The organism is Acinetobacter sp. T63 (genome assembly GCF_053852345.1).
On sequence record NZ_CM132659.1, the window covers coordinates 710,345 to 728,949 of the forward strand.

Annotated in this window: 16 protein-coding genes; 8 read left to right on the forward strand and 8 right to left on the reverse strand. The window is 47.3% G+C overall.

Annotated elements, in window-relative coordinates; translation table 11 throughout:
• Positions 1–179: 179 nt before the first annotated feature.
• The 4 genes from fabD (at position 180) to lysM (ending at position 2,882) form a co-directional block, all read left to right on the forward strand.
• Positions 180–1,157, forward strand: a complete 978-nt coding sequence (fabD, locus tag ACVLR6_RS03405) for an ACP S-malonyltransferase (RefSeq protein WP_411684060.1) — start codon at positions 180–182, stop codon at positions 1,155–1,157.
• Complete coding sequence (fabG, locus tag ACVLR6_RS03410; protein ID WP_045796367.1) at positions 1,154–1,888, forward strand: 3-oxoacyl-ACP reductase FabG; 735 nt, start codon at positions 1,154–1,156, stop codon at positions 1,886–1,888. The genes fabD and fabG overlap by 4 nt, the downstream gene beginning before the upstream one ends.
• An 83-nt stretch (positions 1,889–1,971) precedes the next feature.
• The gene (gene acpP, locus ACVLR6_RS03415) at positions 1,972–2,208 is read left to right on the forward strand and encodes an acyl carrier protein (protein ID WP_001279871.1); all 237 of its coding nucleotides are present in this window, start codon (positions 1,972–1,974) and stop codon (positions 2,206–2,208) included.
• Positions 2,209–2,405: 197 nt separating this feature from the next.
• A complete protein-coding gene (lysM, locus tag ACVLR6_RS03420) occupies positions 2,406–2,882 on the forward strand; it encodes a peptidoglycan-binding protein LysM (RefSeq protein ID WP_005175989.1) in 477 nt (158 codons plus the stop codon).
• Between the two features lie 148 nt (positions 2,883–3,030).
• Here the strand turns inward: lysM and ACVLR6_RS03425 are convergent, their stop codons facing one another.
• The 3 genes from ACVLR6_RS03425 to ACVLR6_RS03435 all read right to left on the reverse strand — a co-directional run bounded on the left by ACVLR6_RS03425 (position 3,031) and on the right by ACVLR6_RS03435 (position 7,567).
• Positions 3,031–4,314: a ribonucleotide-diphosphate reductase subunit beta gene (locus ACVLR6_RS03425; RefSeq protein WP_005175999.1), complete on the reverse strand. Its 1,284-nt coding sequence runs from the start codon at positions 4,312–4,314 to the stop codon at positions 3,031–3,033.
• A gap of 141 nt (positions 4,315–4,455) precedes the next feature.
• Positions 4,456–4,587, reverse strand: coding sequence for a preprotein translocase subunit YajC (locus tag ACVLR6_RS03430; RefSeq protein ID WP_075167566.1), 132 nt, complete (start codon positions 4,585–4,587; stop codon positions 4,456–4,458).
• Positions 4,588–4,735: 148 nt separating this feature from the next.
• The gene (locus ACVLR6_RS03435) at positions 4,736–7,567 is read right to left on the reverse strand and encodes a ribonucleoside-diphosphate reductase subunit alpha (protein WP_075167565.1); all 2,832 of its coding nucleotides are present in this window, start codon (positions 7,565–7,567) and stop codon (positions 4,736–4,738) included.
• 594 nt (positions 7,568–8,161) lie between these two features.
• On the opposite strand from ACVLR6_RS03435, the gene bfmR reads away from it, so the two are divergent.
• Positions 8,162–8,878, forward strand: coding sequence for a response regulator transcription factor BfmR (gene bfmR / locus ACVLR6_RS03440; protein ID WP_168395937.1), 717 nt, complete (start codon positions 8,162–8,164; stop codon positions 8,876–8,878).
• A 33-nt stretch (positions 8,879–8,911) separates the two neighbouring features.
• Positions 8,912–10,567 (forward strand): sensor histidine kinase BfmS, encoded by a 1,656-nt coding sequence (gene bfmS, locus ACVLR6_RS03445; protein WP_253586878.1) that lies wholly within the window; start codon positions 8,912–8,914, stop codon positions 10,565–10,567.
• Between the two features lie 207 nt (positions 10,568–10,774).
• On the opposite strand, the gene putP is transcribed toward bfmS, so the two are convergent.
• The 5 genes from putP to ACVLR6_RS03470 all read right to left on the reverse strand — a co-directional run bounded on the left by putP (position 10,775) and on the right by ACVLR6_RS03470 (position 15,536).
• Positions 10,775–12,268, reverse strand: a complete 1,494-nt coding sequence (putP, locus tag ACVLR6_RS03450) for a sodium/proline symporter PutP (protein WP_180087825.1) — start codon at positions 12,266–12,268, stop codon at positions 10,775–10,777.
• 205 nt (positions 12,269–12,473) lie between these two features.
• Complete coding sequence (locus ACVLR6_RS03455) at positions 12,474–13,328, reverse strand: SPFH domain-containing protein (RefSeq protein ID WP_005176027.1); 855 nt, start codon at positions 13,326–13,328, stop codon at positions 12,474–12,476.
• A 10-nt stretch (positions 13,329–13,338) separates the two neighbouring features.
• Positions 13,339–13,818, reverse strand: coding sequence for an NfeD family protein (locus ACVLR6_RS03460; RefSeq protein WP_455995846.1), 480 nt, complete (start codon positions 13,816–13,818; stop codon positions 13,339–13,341).
• A gap of 110 nt (positions 13,819–13,928) precedes the next feature.
• Positions 13,929–14,846, reverse strand: coding sequence for a patatin-like phospholipase family protein (locus ACVLR6_RS03465; protein ID WP_005176032.1), 918 nt, complete (start codon positions 14,844–14,846; stop codon positions 13,929–13,931).
• A gap of 63 nt (positions 14,847–14,909) precedes the next feature.
• On the reverse strand, positions 14,910–15,536 hold the full coding sequence (locus ACVLR6_RS03470; protein WP_005176034.1) for a 1-acyl-sn-glycerol-3-phosphate acyltransferase: 627 nt from the start codon (positions 15,534–15,536) through the stop codon (positions 14,910–14,912).
• Between the two features lie 154 nt (positions 15,537–15,690).
• On the opposite strand from ACVLR6_RS03470, the gene ACVLR6_RS03475 reads away from it, so the two are divergent.
• Complete coding sequence (locus tag ACVLR6_RS03475) at positions 15,691–16,947, forward strand: MFS transporter (protein WP_168391040.1); 1,257 nt, start codon at positions 15,691–15,693, stop codon at positions 16,945–16,947.
• A 919-nt stretch (positions 16,948–17,866) separates the two neighbouring features.
• Positions 17,867–18,604, forward strand: coding sequence for a carbonic anhydrase (locus ACVLR6_RS03480; RefSeq protein ID WP_104472158.1), 738 nt, complete (start codon positions 17,867–17,869; stop codon positions 18,602–18,604).
• Position 18,605 lies beyond the last annotated feature (1 nt).

Sequence of the window (18,605 nt, forward strand, 5' to 3'; positions counted from 1 at the left end):
TTAAGCGTCAAGCTTAGTGGAAAAAATGGGAGCGTAAGCTCCCTTTTTTTGTTGTTTTTCGCAATTACTTCACCCGAAAAATAGTGTTAAATTTTCGCACCAACGATCAGCTTACATAAAAAAGAACTGTTGAAGGGGCGTACCCTGTTTAAAACAGCTCTACACGAAAGGATTTTTATATGTCTGCTACACGATTCGAGCAAGCGACAAAAACTGCATTTGTGTTTCCTGGACAAGGTTCACAAAAAGTCGGCATGCTGGCAGAACTTGCAGAACAGTTTGCTGGTGTGCGTGAAACTTTTGCGGAAGCATCGGCCGCAATCGGTTTTGATTTATGGCACATTGCGCAAAGTGGTGAGGGTTTAGATCAAACAGAATTTACCCAGCCGGTTTTATTGACCGCCAGTATTGCATTGTGGCGTGTCTGGCTGGAGCTGGGTGGTGTAGCACCCAAATATCTGGCTGGCCACTCTCTGGGCGAATACAGCGCGCTGGTAGCGGCTGGTGCGTTATCACTGGGTGATGCCGTAAAGCTGGTGAATTTGCGTGGCAAACTCATGCAGTCGGCTGTGCCACAAGGCCAGGGCGCTATGGCGGCCATTTTGGGGCTGGAAGATGCCAAAGTGATTGAACTGTGTGCGCAAGCTACCGCACAAGGTGCCGGTTCTGTTGAAGCAGCCAACTACAATGCCCAAGGTCAGGTGGTAGTTGCTGGCGATAAAGCAGCGGTAGATGCAGTCATCGCACTCGCCAAAGAAAATTCAGCCAAAGCCATTGCGCTTCCGGTGTCAGTGCCATCGCACTGTTCACTGATGAAACCGGCTGCAGAACAGTTCGCACAAGCTTTGGAACAAACTGCCATTGAGCTACCAAGCATTCCTGTAATACAAAATGTGGGCGCAGCTGTAGCAACTGATGTTGCTCAATTGCGTCAGGCTTTGACTGCTCAATTGTATCAGTCTGTGCAATGGACAAACACCATGCAGTACCTGCAAGACCAGGGCATTCAGTACATTGTTGAATGTGGTCCAGGGAACGTATTGGCGAACCTTGCAAAACGCTTACCTCACATAGAAAAAGCATTCCCGATTGACAGTAACAGTCGTCTGGAGGATGCCTTAAATGCCATTTTAGTGGCTGAAGGGAAAATTGCATGACACAAGAACGCAAAGTCGCATTGGTGACAGGTGCAAGCCGAGGGATTGGTGCAGCCATCGCTCAGCAGCTTATTCAAGACGGTTATTTTGTGGTTGGGACAGCAACTTCTGAAGCAGGTGCAGAAAAACTAAGCACAGGCTTTGGTGAACAGGGTGCGGGTAAAGTCCTGGATGTTCGTAATGGCGAGGCAATTGATGCGCTCATTTCGGACATCGAACAAAACTATGGTCCGGTACTGGTCTTGGTGAACAATGCCGGTATTACCAAAGATAATTTGTTACTGCGTATGTCTGAAGATGACTGGGATGATATCCTCAACATTCATCTGAAAGCCGTTTACCGTTTGTCTAAACGTGTACTGAAAGGCATGACCAAAGCGCGTTTCGGTCGCATTATTAATATTAGTTCAGTGGTGGCACACTTTGCCAATCCGGGACAGGCCAACTACTCTGCGGCCAAAGCAGGGATTGAGGCATTTAGCCGCAGCCTGGCCAAGGAAATGGGCAGCCGTCAAATTACGGTTAACTCTGTTGCACCCGGTTTTATTGCAACAGAAATGACCGAACAGTTAAGTGAAGAAATTCGCAAAAAAATGAGTGAGCAAGTGGCATTAAACCGTTTAGGTGATCCACAAGATATCGCCAATGCAGTGAGTTTCTTGGCTTCTGACAAAGCAAGTTACATCACTGGTACAGTGTTACATGTAAATGGTGGTTTATACATGAATTAAGCTCATGTATAAACTTTCAAAAACTTATAGATTCAATTAAACTAACGGCATTAAAAACGCCACAAGCAATGAGGAGAATTCCTGTGAGCGATATCGAACAACGCGTTAAACAAGCGGTTGCTGAACAACTTGGTCTTAAAGCTGAAGAGATTAAAAACGAAGCATCTTTCATGGATGACTTAGGTGCAGACTCTCTGGACCTGGTTGAACTTGTAATGTCTTTCGAAAATGATTTCGACATCACAATTCCTGATGAAGATTCAAACGAAATTACAACTGTTCAATCTGCAATTGACTATGTGACTAAAAAACTTGGTTAATTAAAGATTTTTAGCAGATGCTAAGAAAAGCCACCCTTTTGGGTGGTTTTTTTATGGCCGGCCGAAATTACATAAGCTTACTTTTATCTAACCAAGCGCAACGCTCTCCTGTGTATTTTTTCGTTATAAAAAGAAAGCACGCAATTCCAAATGATTGATAAAAATCAATTGCATCAAATAAAAGCTGGAGAATAACAATGGGACTTTTTGATTTTGTAAAAGGTATTGGTAAGAAAAACACTGCCCCGGCAGAGCAACAACCGGCAGCACCGGCGGCGCCAGCAGAACCGTCTGCACAGGAAATGGCCAATAAATTATTGGGACATATTAAATCTTTAGGCTTACCAATTACGGGCCTTTCTGTGAACTACAATGGCAAGACCGATTTAGCCACGATTAAAGGGCAGGTACAAAGCCAGGCCGATCGTGAGAAAATTGTACTAGCGGTGGGAAATATTGATCATGTCGCGCAAGTGGATGATCAGATGACTGTGGCAACGCCAGAACCAGAAAGTAAATTCTATACAGTTAAATCAGGCGATACCCTGTCTAAAATCTCAAAAGAATTTTATGGTGATGCTAATCAGTATAATAAAATCTTTGAAGCCAACCGTCCTTTGTTAAAAGATGCGGATGATATTTTCCCTGGACAGGTGTTACGTATTCCGGCTTAAAGATTCAGAATTTTTATAAAAAGACGCGTATCGCGTCTTTTTTGTATTCAAGAGGGTGCGAATTTATATTTTTTATTCGCAGATGAATTCAGCTTATTTATAGTGCTGAAAAAATTAAACCCTCTTCGGAGGGTTTAATCATAAACTTTTACCAGCTCAACGCACCGCCCGTCTGATAATCCGTTACACGCGTCTCGAAGAAATTCTTCTCTTTACGCAGGTCCATCATCTCAGACATCCAGGCAAACGGGTTGGTCACACCGCTAAACTGCTCAGGTAAGCCCAACTGGCTTAAACGGCGGTTACAGATGAACTTCAGATATTCTTCCATCATGCCAGCGTTCATGCCCAATACGCCACGTGGCATAGTGTCACGCGCATATTCAATCTCAAGCATGGTGCCTTCAAGAATCATTTGAATCACTTCTTGCTGGAACTCAGCGGTCCACAAGTGCGGGTTCTCGATCTTGATCTGGTTGATCATGTCGATACCGAAGTTCAAGTGCATTGATTCATCACGCAAGATGTACTGGAACTGTTCCGCCACACCATTCATCTTGTTACGACGGCCCATTGACAGGATTTGCGTGAAACCGCAGTAGAAGAAAATACCTTCAAGTACGCAGTAGAATGCAATCAGGTTACGCAGCAAAATCTGGTCGTTTTCAGGCGTACCGGTTTTGAAAGTCGGGTCGCTTAAAGATTGGGTGTATTTCAGGCCCCAAGCTGCTTTACGTGCGACTGATGGTACTTCACGGTACATGTTGAAGACTTCGCCTTCATCCATGCCTAAAGATTCGATACAGTACTGATAAGCATGCGTGTGAATCGCTTCTTCAAACGATTGACGCAAGATGTACTGACGGCATTCCGGGTTAGTGATGTGACGGTAGATCGCCAGAACCAGGTTATTGGCCACTAGTGAGTCAGCAGTTGAGAAGAAGCCCAGTGAACGCATCACGATGGTACGTTCATCTTCAGTCAAGCCATTTTCAGACTTCCACAACGCGATGTCGTGGTTCATGTTGATTTCTTGTGGCATCCAGTGGTTGGCACAACCATCCAGATATTTTTGCCAAGCCCATTCGTATTTGAACGGCACCAGCTGGTTTAAGTCAGCGCGGCAGTTGATCATACGTTTGTCATCAACCTGTACACGTCCTGCACCCATTTCCAGCTCTTCCAGGCCAGGCGCCACGTCAAGCTGTTCTAGGGAAGCAGATGCTCTTGCCAGCGAATCGGTTGAATTTGCTGATCCGCTTCGAGGGGTTGCAGCGGGTTGTGCAGCTGCCACATGCGTCTGTGGTTGCTCTGCAGCAGGTACCACTTGCGGATTAGCCGCTTTTTGCGGTTCGACGGGCGTAGGCTGGTGTTCAGGAGCAGCCGGTTTTTGCGAATCATCTTCGAAATCGTCCCAACTTAGGATAGACATATCAATTCTCTCTTCGTTGCTTTATATCTTTTATTGGACATCTCACGACGAAGGGGAGATGTCTTACTATACGCTTAATTTGTGAAAGCAAAATTAAGTTTTGCCGATGCTTGTTCTAAAAATGTACGTAGAACACGATCCTCAAGACTTATTTTGCTTTCGCTTCTGTTTGCGAATGGCCAAAAAGGCATAGACCATCGGCGTGTAAAAGAAAATAAAGGAAAAGACCAGAACCGCGAGTCCTAACATATAGTTATGAGTCATAGGAGGCATGGTCTTTTCCTGTGTTATTTTCAAATACTTTGGAATCCGCCCCAAACCCCTCCTTTAATAAAGAACGGGCTTCCCGCATATCGAATCTGATTTTGGGAAGTCCCCCTTTGGAAAAGGGGGATTTAGGGGGACTTTTATCAAGCGAAGCTTACTGACAAGCCTCACAATCCGGGTTGTCAATTGAACATGCCATTGGCACTGGTGCCGCCTGTTCAAAACCTTCTTCCGCTGCTGGAGCTGCTGCAGGTGCAGTTTCCTGTGCCACTGCTGCAACCGGCGCCGCAACTGTAGTTGGTTTTACTGCATTCAGTGCGCCCGTGTTAATGGTTGATTTCTCAGCCGATGTTGCACCTAAAGCACGTAGATAATACGTCGTTTTCAGACCACGTAACCAAGCCATCTTATAAGTGATGTCCAGTTTTTTACCATTTGCACCAGAGATGTAAAGGTTCAGTGACTGTGCCTGATCAATCCATTTCTGACGACGTGACGCAGCATCCACAATCCAGCGTGGCTCAACTTCAAACGCAGTCGCGAAGATGGCTTTCAGCTCTTCAGGAATACGCGAAATCTTTTGTACTGAACCTTCGAAGTGTTTCAGGTCGTTGACCATTACCGCATCCCATAGGCCGCGTTCTTTCAATGCACGTACCAGGTAAGGGTTGATCACAGTGAACTCACCAGACAGGTTCGATTTCACATACAGGTTCTGGAAGGTTGGCTCAATCGATTGAGACACGCCACAGATGTTAGAAATAGTTGCTGTTGGTGCAATGGCCATCACGTTCGAGTTACGCATACCGTCTTTTTGAACTTTGGCACGTAAAGTGTCCCAGTCCAGACGTTGGGTACGATCAACTTCAAACATGCGCTCAGGACGGGTTTTCGCTACCAGCTCTAAAGAGTCGATTGGTAAAATACCCTGATCCCATAATGAACCTTTGAAGGTTTCATAGGTGCCACGCTCAACCGCCAGATCACTTGAAGTTTGAATTGCGTAGTAAGAAATCACTTCCATTGATTCATCAGCAAAATCAACTGCTGCATCAGAACCATAGGCAATACCCATTTCGTACAGTGCATCTTGGAAGCCCATGATCCCCATACCTACCGGACGGTGACGCAGGTTCGAGTTTTTCGCCTGTGGTACCGCGTAGTAGTTGATGTCGATCACGTTGTCGAGCATACGTACCGCAGTTTTGATGGTACGTGCCAGTTTTTCATGATCCAGTTTGCCGCCTTGAACGTGCTGTACCAGGTTAATTGAACCCAGGTTACAGACCGCGATTTCATCTTTGCTGGTGTTCAGGGTAATTTCTGTACACAGGTTAGATGAGTGCACCACGCCCACGTGTTGTTGTGGTGAACGCAGGTTACATACGTCTTTGAATGTAATCCACGGGTGGCCGGTTTCGAACAGCATCGACAGCATTTTGCGCCATAAGTCTTTGGCACGTACTTTCTTGTGCAGCAGGTTCTGTTCTTTCGCCACCGCTTCGTAATGCGTATAGCGCTCAGTGAAGGCCTGGCCAGTCAGATCATGCAGGTCTGGTGTTTCAGATGGCGTGAACAGGGTCCATTCTGCATCTTCAAACACACGTTGCATGAATAAGTCAGGAACCCAGTTGGCTGTGTTCATGTCATGGGTACGACGACGGTCATCACCGGTGTTCTTACGCAGTTCCAGGAATTCTTCAATATCTAAGTGCCAGGTTTCAAGATAGGCACAGACCGCACCTTTACGCTTACCACCCTGGTTCACCGCAACCGCAGTATCGTTTGCGACTTTCAGGAATGGTACCACACCTTGTGATTTACCGTTGGTCCCTTTGATGTAAGAGTTCAGGGCACGAACTGGAGTCCAGTCATTACCTAAACCGCCTGCCCATTTAGACAGCATTGCGTTATCACGCATTGCGCCATAAATATCGTACAGGTCATCACCAATGGTGGTGAGGTAACAGCTAGATAACTGCGGACGTAGCGTACCTGAGTTAAACAGGGTAGGCGTAGAAGCCATGTAGTCGAAGCTCGACAACAAGTTATAGAACTCAATTGCACGTTCTTCTTTGTTGTCTTCGTTCAGCGCCAGACCCATAGAAACGCGCATGAAGAACAATTGTGGCAATTCGAAACGGATACCATCTTTATGGATGAAGTAACGGTCGAATAACGTCTGTAAACCAAGATACGTAAACTGGTTAGAACGTTCTGGCTGAATGGCAGCGGCCAGTTTTGCCAGATCAAAGTTCAGCAGGTCTTCTGACAGCAGCTCCAGCTCGATACCTTTTTTCAGGAAGGTTTCCAGAGCTTCGCCTTCAGGGGTTTCTACTGGTAGACCCAGGAACTCCAGGCCTGTTGCCACTAAGTCATTACACAGCAGGCGCGCAGTAACGTAAGTATAGTTTGGTTCCTGTTCAATACGGGTACGCGTCGCCATCATCATGGTGGTTGAGATGTCTGACTCTTTTACGCCGTTGTACAGGTTTTTCACGGTTTCATCGACAATGGCCTGAACATCAATGCCTTCAAGACCTTCAGCTGCAGTGGTGACGGTTGCTGTCAATGCACTTAAATCCAGTGGCTTTAACTGGCCCTGGCTGTCAGTGATCTGTAAGGTCGGGTGATGGTTGGCACCCATCTGCTTACGTGCTTCAGAACGTTGTTCGCGATAGATGACATAAGCACGAGCAACTTTCTGTTCGCCTGTACGCATAAGCGCAAGCTCAACCTGGTCCTGAATTTCTTCAATGTGAATGGTGCCGCCTGATGGTAAACGACGCTTAAACGTGTTCAGAACCATTTCAGTCAGTTGTTCGATACGGTCATGAATACGGCTGGAATCGGCGCTTTGCTGACCTTCAACCGCCAGGAAAGCTTTACCAATCGCTACAGAGATTTTTTCTGCATCGAAAGGGGCCACTTCACCGGTGCGTTTAATCACCTGAAGTTGACCGGGTGTGGATGTGATTACGCTCATGTCAGCATAGCTCCATTGTCATCTATTGTTATGTTTATAGACCATTGAACCGGGCAAAAAATAGGCCACAGTGTTTGAGGAATAAACACAAGACTTAGTGGTTTAAAATTGAATTGAACACAAGATACGGGAAATTTTAGGGTAGATCAATATTGACTTTTCTTTAAAATTTTTGGCGTTTTTTGGATAAAATCTTTTGCAAAAAATCCCCGATTTGTCCATTCGGCTATAAGCCTTATCGGACAAGGGCATAGCATAACAAAGCCGGTATAATCTGCTTATAGATAAACTTGTGGATAACTAAAAATCTCTTTGAACAGTCAGTCACATTCTGATCAATGGCCAAAAGCTGCAAAAAAATTGTACATTTTAAAAAGATTTATGTTGTTGAATTCATGGAATTCAGTTAAAAAGAGAAAAGTATAAGGAATTCAATAATTAATAAAAATATAACAAAAAGCTACTTTGATGTATCAGTTTAGTGAATAGCATCTTGTTTACAATGTAAACGTGTGTATATTGCAGAATATATTTCGACGTATCTCCCGGATTTTAAAAGGATAGAATACGTTTAATCAAATAAAGGGGCAGTTCATGAGCCAAGAAGAAAAGTTACCAAAAATTTTAATTGTTGAAGATGATGAGCGTCTGGCACGTTTAACCCAGGAATACCTGATCCGTAACGGACTGGAAGTGGGTGTTGAGCCAGATGGGAACCGTGCCATCCGCCGTATTATCGCGGAGCAGCCAGATTTAGTGGTGCTGGATGTAATGCTGCCGGGTGCAGACGGTTTGACCATTTGCCGCGAGATTCGTCCACATTATCATCAACCGATTCTGATGCTCACTGCACGTACCGAAGATATGGACCAGGTTCTGGGTCTGGAAATGGGTGCAGATGACTATGTCGCCAAGCCGGTTCAGCCACGTGTTCTGCTGGCGCGTATTCGTGCCTTGCTGCGCCGTACTGACAAAGCCCCTGAAGATGAAGTGGCACAGCGTATCGAATTTGATGACCTGGTCATCGACAATGGTGGCCGCTCAGTAACCTTGAATGGTGAACTGGTCGATTTCACCAGCGCAGAATATGACCTGCTCTGGTTACTGGCTTCGAATGCTGGCCGTATCCTGTCACGTGAAGATATTTTCGAGCGCCTGCGCGGGATTGAATATGACGGTCAGGACCGTTCAATTGACGTGCGTATTTCGCGCATCCGTCCAAAAATTGGCGATGACCCGGAAAATCCAAAGCGTATTAAAACTGTACGCAGCAAAGGATACTTATTCGTCAAAGAAACGAATGGTATATAATCGTCGCGCGTATCTGAGATAGGACGGTTTTTCGTGTTCAAACACAGCATATTCTTGCGGATTTATGCAGGATTGGTGATTCTGGTGGCATTGGTGGCCGTGTTTGGCTATCTGCTGGTTCAGATCATTAACTATCAGCGCGCGCAAGAATATCGTGAATCCCTGACCGATGGTATGGCTTATATCATTAGTGAAGGGGTGGCGCGACAACCCAATGAGCAGCAAAAGCAGGACTGGATTTCAGATGCCTCAGATTTGCTGGAACTGCCTATCTATTATATTGCTGCCGATAAGGTCGAGCTGTCACGGGCCGAACTGAAACGGATTAAAGAGCGTAAGGCTGCGGTACGTTACGATGCAGAAACGACCACAGCCTATATTATTATGGGTCTGAAAAATGACCCGGAACACTATCTGTATATCAAGGCCGATGAAATTACCGAACGGCAAATGAAGGCATTGCCGATCTTTATTCTGGATTATCTGGTCTATTTCCCGGGACAGGAAAAAGAGTATCTGGCCCGTATCCAGGATCAGTTTTCTTATCCTATCGACATTCAGAACATTGCTGATTTACCGCTCGACTCCGAGCAAATTGGCCGTTTAAGGCTGGACCACAGCATTATCCTGTATCGGGATAATGCCAGCGTACGTGGCACCACCATCTCCATTATTTCACCAATGCCGAATTCACCATCCGAGGTGCTGGTACTTGGTCCGGTCCCGCTGTTTAACTGGATGCCATTCCAGCTGGCGGCCGGGATTACCTTGCTAAGTCTGTTTATTCTGAGTCTGGGCATTTATGGCCTGATTCTGCCGATGCAGCGCAAAATCCGTGAAGTAAATTTCGCCCTGAACCGTATGAAAACCGGCGATTTAAACCTGCGTTTACCCATTGATGGTTCAGATGAAATGGCCAGTCTGGCCTCCAGCTATAACAGCATGTCCGATCATATCCAGCGTCTGATTGAAGCCCAGCGCGAGCTGATGCGCGCGGTATCGCATGAACTGCGTACCCCGGTGGCGCGGATTCGTTTTGGGATGGAAATGCTGGCCGAAGAAGATGATTATGAATACCGGATTCAGCAGCTGGACATGATTGATAAAGACATTGAAGCGCTGAATACCCTGATTGACGAGATCATGACCTATGCCAAACTGGAGCAGGGCATGCCATCGTTAGAAATTGAAAAAGTGGTGCTGTTTGATGTATTGGATCAGGTGGTCAATGAAACTAATGCGCTGAAAACCGGTAAGGACATCCAGCTGCAAACCATGTCGACCAGTCTGGAAATTGATGCCGAGCGCCGTTATTTACACCGCGTGGTGCAGAACTTGGTCGGGAATGCGGTGCGTTATTGTGACCACAAGGTACTGGTCAGCGGTGGCGTGACTGCACAAGGCGTGGCTTATGTCTGTGTGGAAGATGATGGGCCGGGCATTCCAGAAGAAGACCGGAGCCGCGTATTTGAAGCCTTTGCCCGTTTAGATGATAGCCGTACCCGTGCCTCTGGGGGGTATGGTCTGGGCCTGTCGATTGTTAGCCGGATTGCCTACTGGTTTGGCGGCAAGATTGAGGTGGATCAGAGCACCACTTTGGGCGGTGCACGTTTTATTATGTCCTGGCCGGCGCAGCGCTTTAGCAAGTCGCGTAAAAAGCAGGGCAATAAAGAAGGGCTGGAATCTTAAACGCTGCTTCAAAGATTCAGCTAAAGAACAGCAGCAAGGGGCGTTTGCTGTTCTTTGGTGGGATGGTTGGGGCAGAGGTTATCAGCCATTGTCACCATCCAAAATGGTCCGCGTACTCTCTTACTGTCCAGTCTTTGAATTGATCAATTAAGTTGCTAAAAAAATAGCCAGTGATGTCACTGGCTATTTTGTTTTTGCATGGAGCAATTATTGAGTCTGTTCTTTGTACAAGCGGTCTGCTTCATCAAAACGCTCAGTAATGCTGCTGCTTGGCGCTTTGCCCAGCAAGCTCACCACAATAATGGCAATGAACGAGCAGACAAAGCCCGGAATAATTTCATAGATACCGGTATCGCCCCAGACATTTTTCCAGAGAATCACCATCAACGCACCCACGATCATGCCGGCGAGTGCGCCATTTAAAGTCATGCGTTTCCAGAATAAAGACAAAATAATCAGTGGACCAAAGGCGGCACCAAAACCAGCCCATGCATAAGCCACCAGGCCCAGCACTTTCGACTCAGGATTACCGGCCATCCATATTGCCAGCAGGGCAATCAGTAATACCATTAAACGGCCAACCCAGACCAGCTCTTTTTGTGAGGCAGATTTTCGCAGGAACGATTTATAAAAGTCTTCAGTCAGAGTACTTGAACACACCAGCAGCTGACAGCTTAGGGTACTCATCACCGCAGCCAGAATTGCCGCCAGTACAATACCAGCCACCCACGGGTTAAACAGGATTTTGGTCAGCTCCATAAACACGGTTTCAGGGTTGGCATTCACCACCCCGGCCAGTTCCGGATGTTGCTGGAAGTAGGCAATACCAAAGAAACCGGCCGCCACCGCACCACCTAAACACAGGATCATCCAGGTCATGCCAATACGGCGTGCATTTGGAATTGACTTCACCGAATCTGCCGCCATGAAGCGCACCAGAATGTGGGGCTGACCGAAATAACCCAGGCCCCAGGCCAGTAACGAGATAATCGCAACAATACTTAAATCACCGACCAGATTCATGGCTTGCGGACGCGCAGCTTCCAGTGCCAGCGTCACTTGAGATAAATCAGAAAAGGTCAGCAGGGTGACAATAGGCGTCAGGATTAAGGCAAAGATCATCAGGCCAGCCTGAATGGTGTCTGTCCAGGACACCGCCAAGAAGCCGCCAATAAAAACATAGCTGATGGTGGCAATGGCACTGATCCATAAGGCCGTGCTATACGACATTTCAAACATACTTTCGAACAAGCGCGCACCGGCCACCATGCCAGAGGCACAGTAAATCGCAAAGAAAATCAGAATCACAAAGGCGGATACAATACGCAGCACTTTTTTCTGGTCATTAAAGCGATTGGAGAAATAATCCGGTAAGGTCAGGGCATTGTGCTGCACTTCGGTATGTACCCGTAAGCGGCCCGCAACCAGTAACCAGTTCAGCCAGGCACCAATAATCAGACCAATGGCAATCCACACCTCAGATAAACCGGACAGATAAATTGCTCCCGGTAAACCCATCAATAACCAGCCACTCATATCCGATGCGCCAGCAGACAGGGCCGTGACAAAGCTGCCTAAACGGCGGCCACCCAGAATATAGTCTGAAAAGTTGGTGGTTGCGCGATAGGCCATCAGACCAATCGCGATCATGGCGACAATATAAAACAGAAAGGTGATTAAGGTCGGATTTAGGGAGCTCATACGGTATCCATATAGTATGTTGGACAGTAAAGGACTTATGGCCTCAATGCGTTCCATGCAAATTCTTGATGGATACTCACAAGTCCTGCAAGATTCAAAAAATGAAGGCGAAATTTAACCATAATTTTGCATGAAATACTGATTTTTCTTTCAGGCAATAAAAATAGACAGCATCCAGGCTGTCTATTTTTGGCTAAAAAGGTGCTTAGTTTTGTCGGCCCATGACCCCACGAATGGTATTCAGAATATCGGCCGGTAATACCACCGTCTTGGCATTTGGCGACTTCGACATATCCTGCATGGCTTTCACATATTGTTCACCAAGCAGATAGGCCACCGGAATTTCTTTATCGCCGACTGCTGTCGTGACCATTTCAATAGCACGTTGCGAAGCTTCGGCCAGCACCACTTGTGCTTCGGCATCACGGCGTGAAGCTTCAAGACGGCCTTCGGCTTCCAGAATGGCTGCCTGTTTTTCACCATCGGCTTTGGTTACGGTGGCACGACGCTGACGTTCTGCTGCCGCCTGTTCTTCCATTGCTGACTGCATTGTGTTGGATGGTTTAATATCTTGAATTTCAACGGTTTTAAGGGTAATACCCCAGTCCGCAATATCATCTGAAATCGAGGCTTTTAAACGTGCCTTAATATGGTCACGTGAGGACAGCGCATCATCCAGATCCATTTCACCGACAATAGAACGCAACGAGGTTTGTACCAGGTTCTGAATGGCCCAAGAATAGTTTTCAATCCCGTACACCGCTTTTTCTGGCGTGGTCAGGTTAATGTAGGCCACCGCGTTCATGAGCAGGACGGCGTTATCGCGGCTGATGACTTCCTGAGACGGAATGTCCAGCACAATGTCTTTGGTGGTGACTTTATAGGCCACTTCATCGACATAGGGAATTACGAAGTTCAGACCCGGACTTAGGGTGGTGTGGTATTTACCCAAACGTTGCACAATCCATTTATAGCCTTGTGGAACAATACGCACTCCTTTAAAAATGGTGATGGCCACAAAGGCCAGCAGGGCTAAAACAATAATGGAGCCAGCATTCATTTTATATTACTCACTGTTTTTCGTTGTCATTCTGCAGGCTATGCAACTGCACAACCAGATCATTACCAAGAATATCGACCACACGCACACGATCACCAATCTGCACCGGACTCAGAGTGCGGCAGTTCCATTCATCAGAACCGAGCACCGGCATCGGAAAACGGACTTTCACTTCGTCATGCTCCAGATTGGTCTGGATGACCATGCCAATCTGGCCGATGGTGGCTTCACGTGACAGGCCGGCTTTGGTTTTATCAATCGACAGCGGTTTAATGAATTTAAACCAGAGCAGGGTACACAGCACCGATAAAATGATCCACATCACCAGCTGCGTGGTGGTGCCCATCATCGGGAACAGCAGATATAAAACGCCCACCATCAGCGCGCCCACGCCAAACCAGAGCGCAGCAAAAGCCGGCAGCAGCAGCTCGGAAAGAATCAGCAAAATGCCTAAAACAAACCAGTGCCAAGGTTCAAGAACAAATTCCATACATCGACTCGTCGCGAATGATTGTAAAAAGAATCATTGATATAGATCAATCTGTATGCTGTTCAATGTAGCAGATGACAACCGACTTGGATATGAAAAAATCCCCGATGTTAAAATTTGGCTTTGGGTGGTGGTGCCAAAGCGGCCGGAGATTTTTTAAAATCGCTGATGGCTTTTTCAATGGCGCGGATTTTCAGCTGGGCAGCTTTTTCACCTTCTAAAATGGTCTGGTTGCTGGCTTTTAAATCCAGTGTGCCAATATGACCAACTTTAGGCTGAATCACCACATTGGCCTGGCGTAGCTCTTCATGAATACTCTGCTGGCCCATAATGTTGATGGTCTGATCGAGCAGGCCCCACATATTCATGGGCGTATTACCGGTTGGACGCGCGGAAATATCCACCGCAATGACCAGATCGGCGCCCATATCTTTGGCAGTTTTGACCGGAATCGGGCTGACCAGGCCGCCATCGACATATTTGGTGCCGCCAATAGTCGCCGGCACAAACACATTTGGAATACTGCAGGAGGCACGTACCGCCTGACCGGCATTGCCTTTAATAAAGTCGGCTTTACGGCCATTGTCCAGACGGGTAGCGACCGCAGCAAAACGAATCGGGAACTGCTGGATGGCTTTGTTACCCACCTGCTGATTGACATAGTCCTGCAGTTTCTGGCCCAGCACAAAACCCTGACGGTTCAGGGTTAAATCGCGAATATCGGATTCTTTAAAGTTCAGGGCCAGTTGCTGTAACTGATACGGTGATTTGCCGCTGGCATACAGACTGCCGACAAAACTGCCGGCACTGGTGCCGGTCACAATTTTCGGTTTAATGCCGTGTGATTCCAAAACTTTCAGTACGCCAATATGGGCAAATCCTTTGGCACCGCCACCGCCTAGGGCAATGGCCACCACCGGTTCACGGGCCTGAATAGGCGTTGGAGTCACTGGGGTTTGTACCGCCCGATCACAGCCGGAAAGTGCCAGCAATAACAGGCCGGCTGTCGAAAATTGCAGTAATTTCATGATTCGATAGGAGATTAATTCAACAAAATATGCGCACATCTCAGCAAAAAAATACGGTTTTGGCTAGTCTTTGGGCCAGCGTTTTTGTAACGGCTTGGCCAGCCAGTGCGGATTTTTGGCAGAAAACTTGCCTTCATAATGCTGATAAATCGCGTCTAAATCCTGTTCATAATGCCCGGTCGGATGAAACACACCAAGAATATGAATGGTCTTATGCGCATAATCAAAAGAGAACATCACAATCGGAATTTGTGCGCCATAGGCAATATGATAGAAACCGCTGCGAATTTGCTCGGCCTGTTTGCGCGTGCCTTCCGGCGCCATCCCGACCCAGATCTGTTCACGTTGCCGGATAATTTCAATAATCTGCTGGGTATGGCCCTGCGGCGCATGGCGAATTACCGGCACCACCCCAATCCACTCCAGCAGCGGTTTTAACGGTGTATTAAACAGGGTATGTTTGCCAAAAATGGTGACTTTTAGCCCCAGTCCGAGCAAAGCAGCGAAGCCATGCCAGGCATCAATATTGGAGGTATGCGGGGATATAATTGCCACCGCTTTGGGAAGGTTTGGAAATTCGCCTTTCAGCTGCCAGCCTTGGGCCAAAAAGAGCGATTTAAAAAAGCCTCGACTCAGGGCGCTGCCGCGGCCAGGCACCTGATCAGGTAAAACAGGAAATTGCTTGGTCATTGTTTTTATGTATTATCCTACTGAAACTTAGCCAAGTTTTACAAAATATTGCGACTTTATTCAATGGGGAAGCAGAGCAAAAATACGCTTTTGTTTGAGCAGTTTTGCCTGGAGCCATCCGCTTGGCCTGAAATAAAAAGGAATGTCCGCTGCTATGCCGAATCTTTATCTGTTGCTGTTTTCCCTGTATTGGGCGCAAGGTCTGCCGGTGGGCTTTATGACCCATGCCTTGCCGGTGATCTTACGGGCGCAAGGGGTATCGCTGGCGCATATTGGCGGTTTTGGCCTGTTAATGTTGCCCTGGTCGATTAAAATTTTCTGGGCGCCGTGGGTGGATCGCTTTGGCCGCAGCGCTCAGGGCCATTACCGTTCCTGGATTATTCCGACTCAGTTGCTGAGTGTCGTGGTGTTAATCGGGCTGTCATTTATCCCGATTCAGGCCCTGAATGAACCGCTGTATTTGTTTGGCTTTTTTGTCGGGCTGTTGCTGATGAATCTGGTTGGGGCCACGCAGGATATCGCCACCGATGGACTGGCGGTGAATATTTTAACTGGCCAGCAGCAGCACTGGGGCAATACCTTTCAGGTGATTGGTTCACGGCTGGGCTTTATTGTTGGTGGGGGCGCCATGCTCTGGGCTTTGGACTGGCTGCACTGGCAGGCCACGTTTCTGATGCTGGCACTGCTGGTATTTTTAAATACCTTGCCAATTTTACTGTATCGAGAACCGCAACATGCAGCCAAAACAGCGCAGAAGACCACGCCTTTTTCCTGGCAGGTCGTGCGCCAGTATCTGGGTTATTTTCGCCAGAGCCGCAGCTTGGCACTGTGGTTATGGGTGCTGCTCAGTTTTAAAATTGCCGATGGTCTGTCTGGCCCATTACTCAAACCGTTAATGGTCGATTTGGGCCTGAGCTTTTCCCAGATTGGTATTTATGTGACCATGCTGGGGGCGTTTGCCGCGTTACTGGGTGCAGGTGTGGCAGGCTTATTGCTCAGGGTGATGTCACGTGCTCGGGCTTTAGTGCTGTTTTCAGTGTTGAAAGTACTGGCTTTAGCCGCCTATAGCTGGCTGGCCTATCAGTATGAACAGCAGCAGGCGGTAGCACTGTGGCTGATTTATCTGATTAATGCGCTGGAAGATGGTATTTCGGCGATGCTGCTGGTGGTGATGCTCACTTTGGTGATGCACTATAGCCGCAAACAGCTGGCCGGCACCGATTTTACCTTTCAGGTGGCACTGATGGCTACTGTCAGTGGTGGGCTGTATAGCCTCAGCGGCATACTGGGCGATCAGCTTGGTTATGCACGCTATTTAATGATGATTAGCGGGATTGCGCTGCTGTGTCTGCTTCCGATTCTGGTCTGGGCCAGAAGCCTGCCCAAAGATGAGGCAGTTCAGCACCAATAAACCCTTCAAAAGAAAAAAAGCGATCCTGGAGGGAATCGCTGGAGTCGTAACTGGTTTATAAAAAATAATGGCCTTCCACCTTGACCCACAGCCGTTTGCTGAATGAATAGTGGCTGTGCTGATGTTATACAGTGAGGAGGGCACTTTCTTGGAATTGACCCTGAATATGGGCAGGGAGTGGTGTGCGATCCCGATGACAAGCAGTGTAGTGGCTGTTTATGACATATTTAAGACAGATGCAGGCGCTGACGTGCAGACTGTCGAATTCCTGTTCAATCAATTCATAGATCAAAGCTCCTGATCAGAAAGACTGACTTTTGAATAAGCAAGATACTCATCAGCTGGTTTGATTGAGTCACTTCGTTCTATAAGGAATCCTGTGATCAACTCGCCAATGACAAGTGGCGTTGGCCAAATCACAGCATCAATCATGCTTCATGCTGGTGCAGCTAAAATTCAAGGCCAATCCATCCCGGTAGAAAACTTAACATACCTAGTAAGACCGCGAAAATTCCATGCTAAAGCTGAGCTAAAAAATCAGATAGTGCCAGAAAAATTACTGATCTATTTCTTCAATGCCTCATGTTGTTGCCGGTTGATTCCAGCAGAGTGTCATCAGTTTTATAAGTCGCTGATCCAGCAGCCAGAAAACTGTTAGTACCGGACTTATAAAAAAGCATCACCATCGAACTGAAAACCAAGGTAGGTTTGGGTGGCAACGCCGTGATTGATCAGTACAACTTGATAAGTCGGAGAATCGAACAAGTCATTATCAGGCCATCAGGCTGAATTATAACGCTCAAAAACCGCTTTAATCAGATACAAAAGCAATAAACAGTTGGAAGATTTGGTTTTGTCCTGCCGGCGCAGGTTACGGATGATCAAGGCTCTTTTGATGATGTGTTTTCAAGGTTGAAGAATGAAACGGAGTATTTTTGCAGCGACTGCACTTTTGAGTATGAATATGGCTTTTGCTGCCGAGGGCAGTCATTTTGACTGGAGCTATGCGGCACAGACTGCGCCGGATAAATGGAGCCAGTTAAAACCGGAATATCAGGCCTGCGCGGGCATGAATCAGGCGCCCATTAATATTGCCCAGACCACACCGGCACAGTTGCCGCCGTTAAAACTGAACTATGCGGCCAAGGCCAAAACCATTGTGAATAACCAGCGCACGGTTCAGGTCAATTTTGAGCAGGGTAGCCATTTAGAACTGGACCAGAAAATCTTTGAACTCAAGCAGTTCCATTTGCATAGTCCAAGTGAAAACACCATTCAGGGGCAAAGTTTTGCGATGGAGATGCATCTGGTACATGCTACACCTGCCGGTGAGCTGGCGGTGCTGGCAATTATGTTTCAGGAAGGTCAGGAAAATCCGAAGCTGAAACAGCTGTGGCAGGAGTTACCGCAGCAACCCGGTGAGGCCATTATTTTAAACCATCAGGATGTAGCCGCGGCATTTTTACCGGAGCAACGGGATTATTATCGTTTTAACGGCTCTTTAACCACGCCGCCATGTACCGAAGGCGTGCGCTGGATTGTCTTCAAACAGATTCAGCAGGCCTCGAGACAGCAGATTCAGGCTTTTTCACAGCTGATGGAACATCCGAATAACCGGCCGGTACAGCCGACCAATGCACGTCTGGTACTGGAATAAT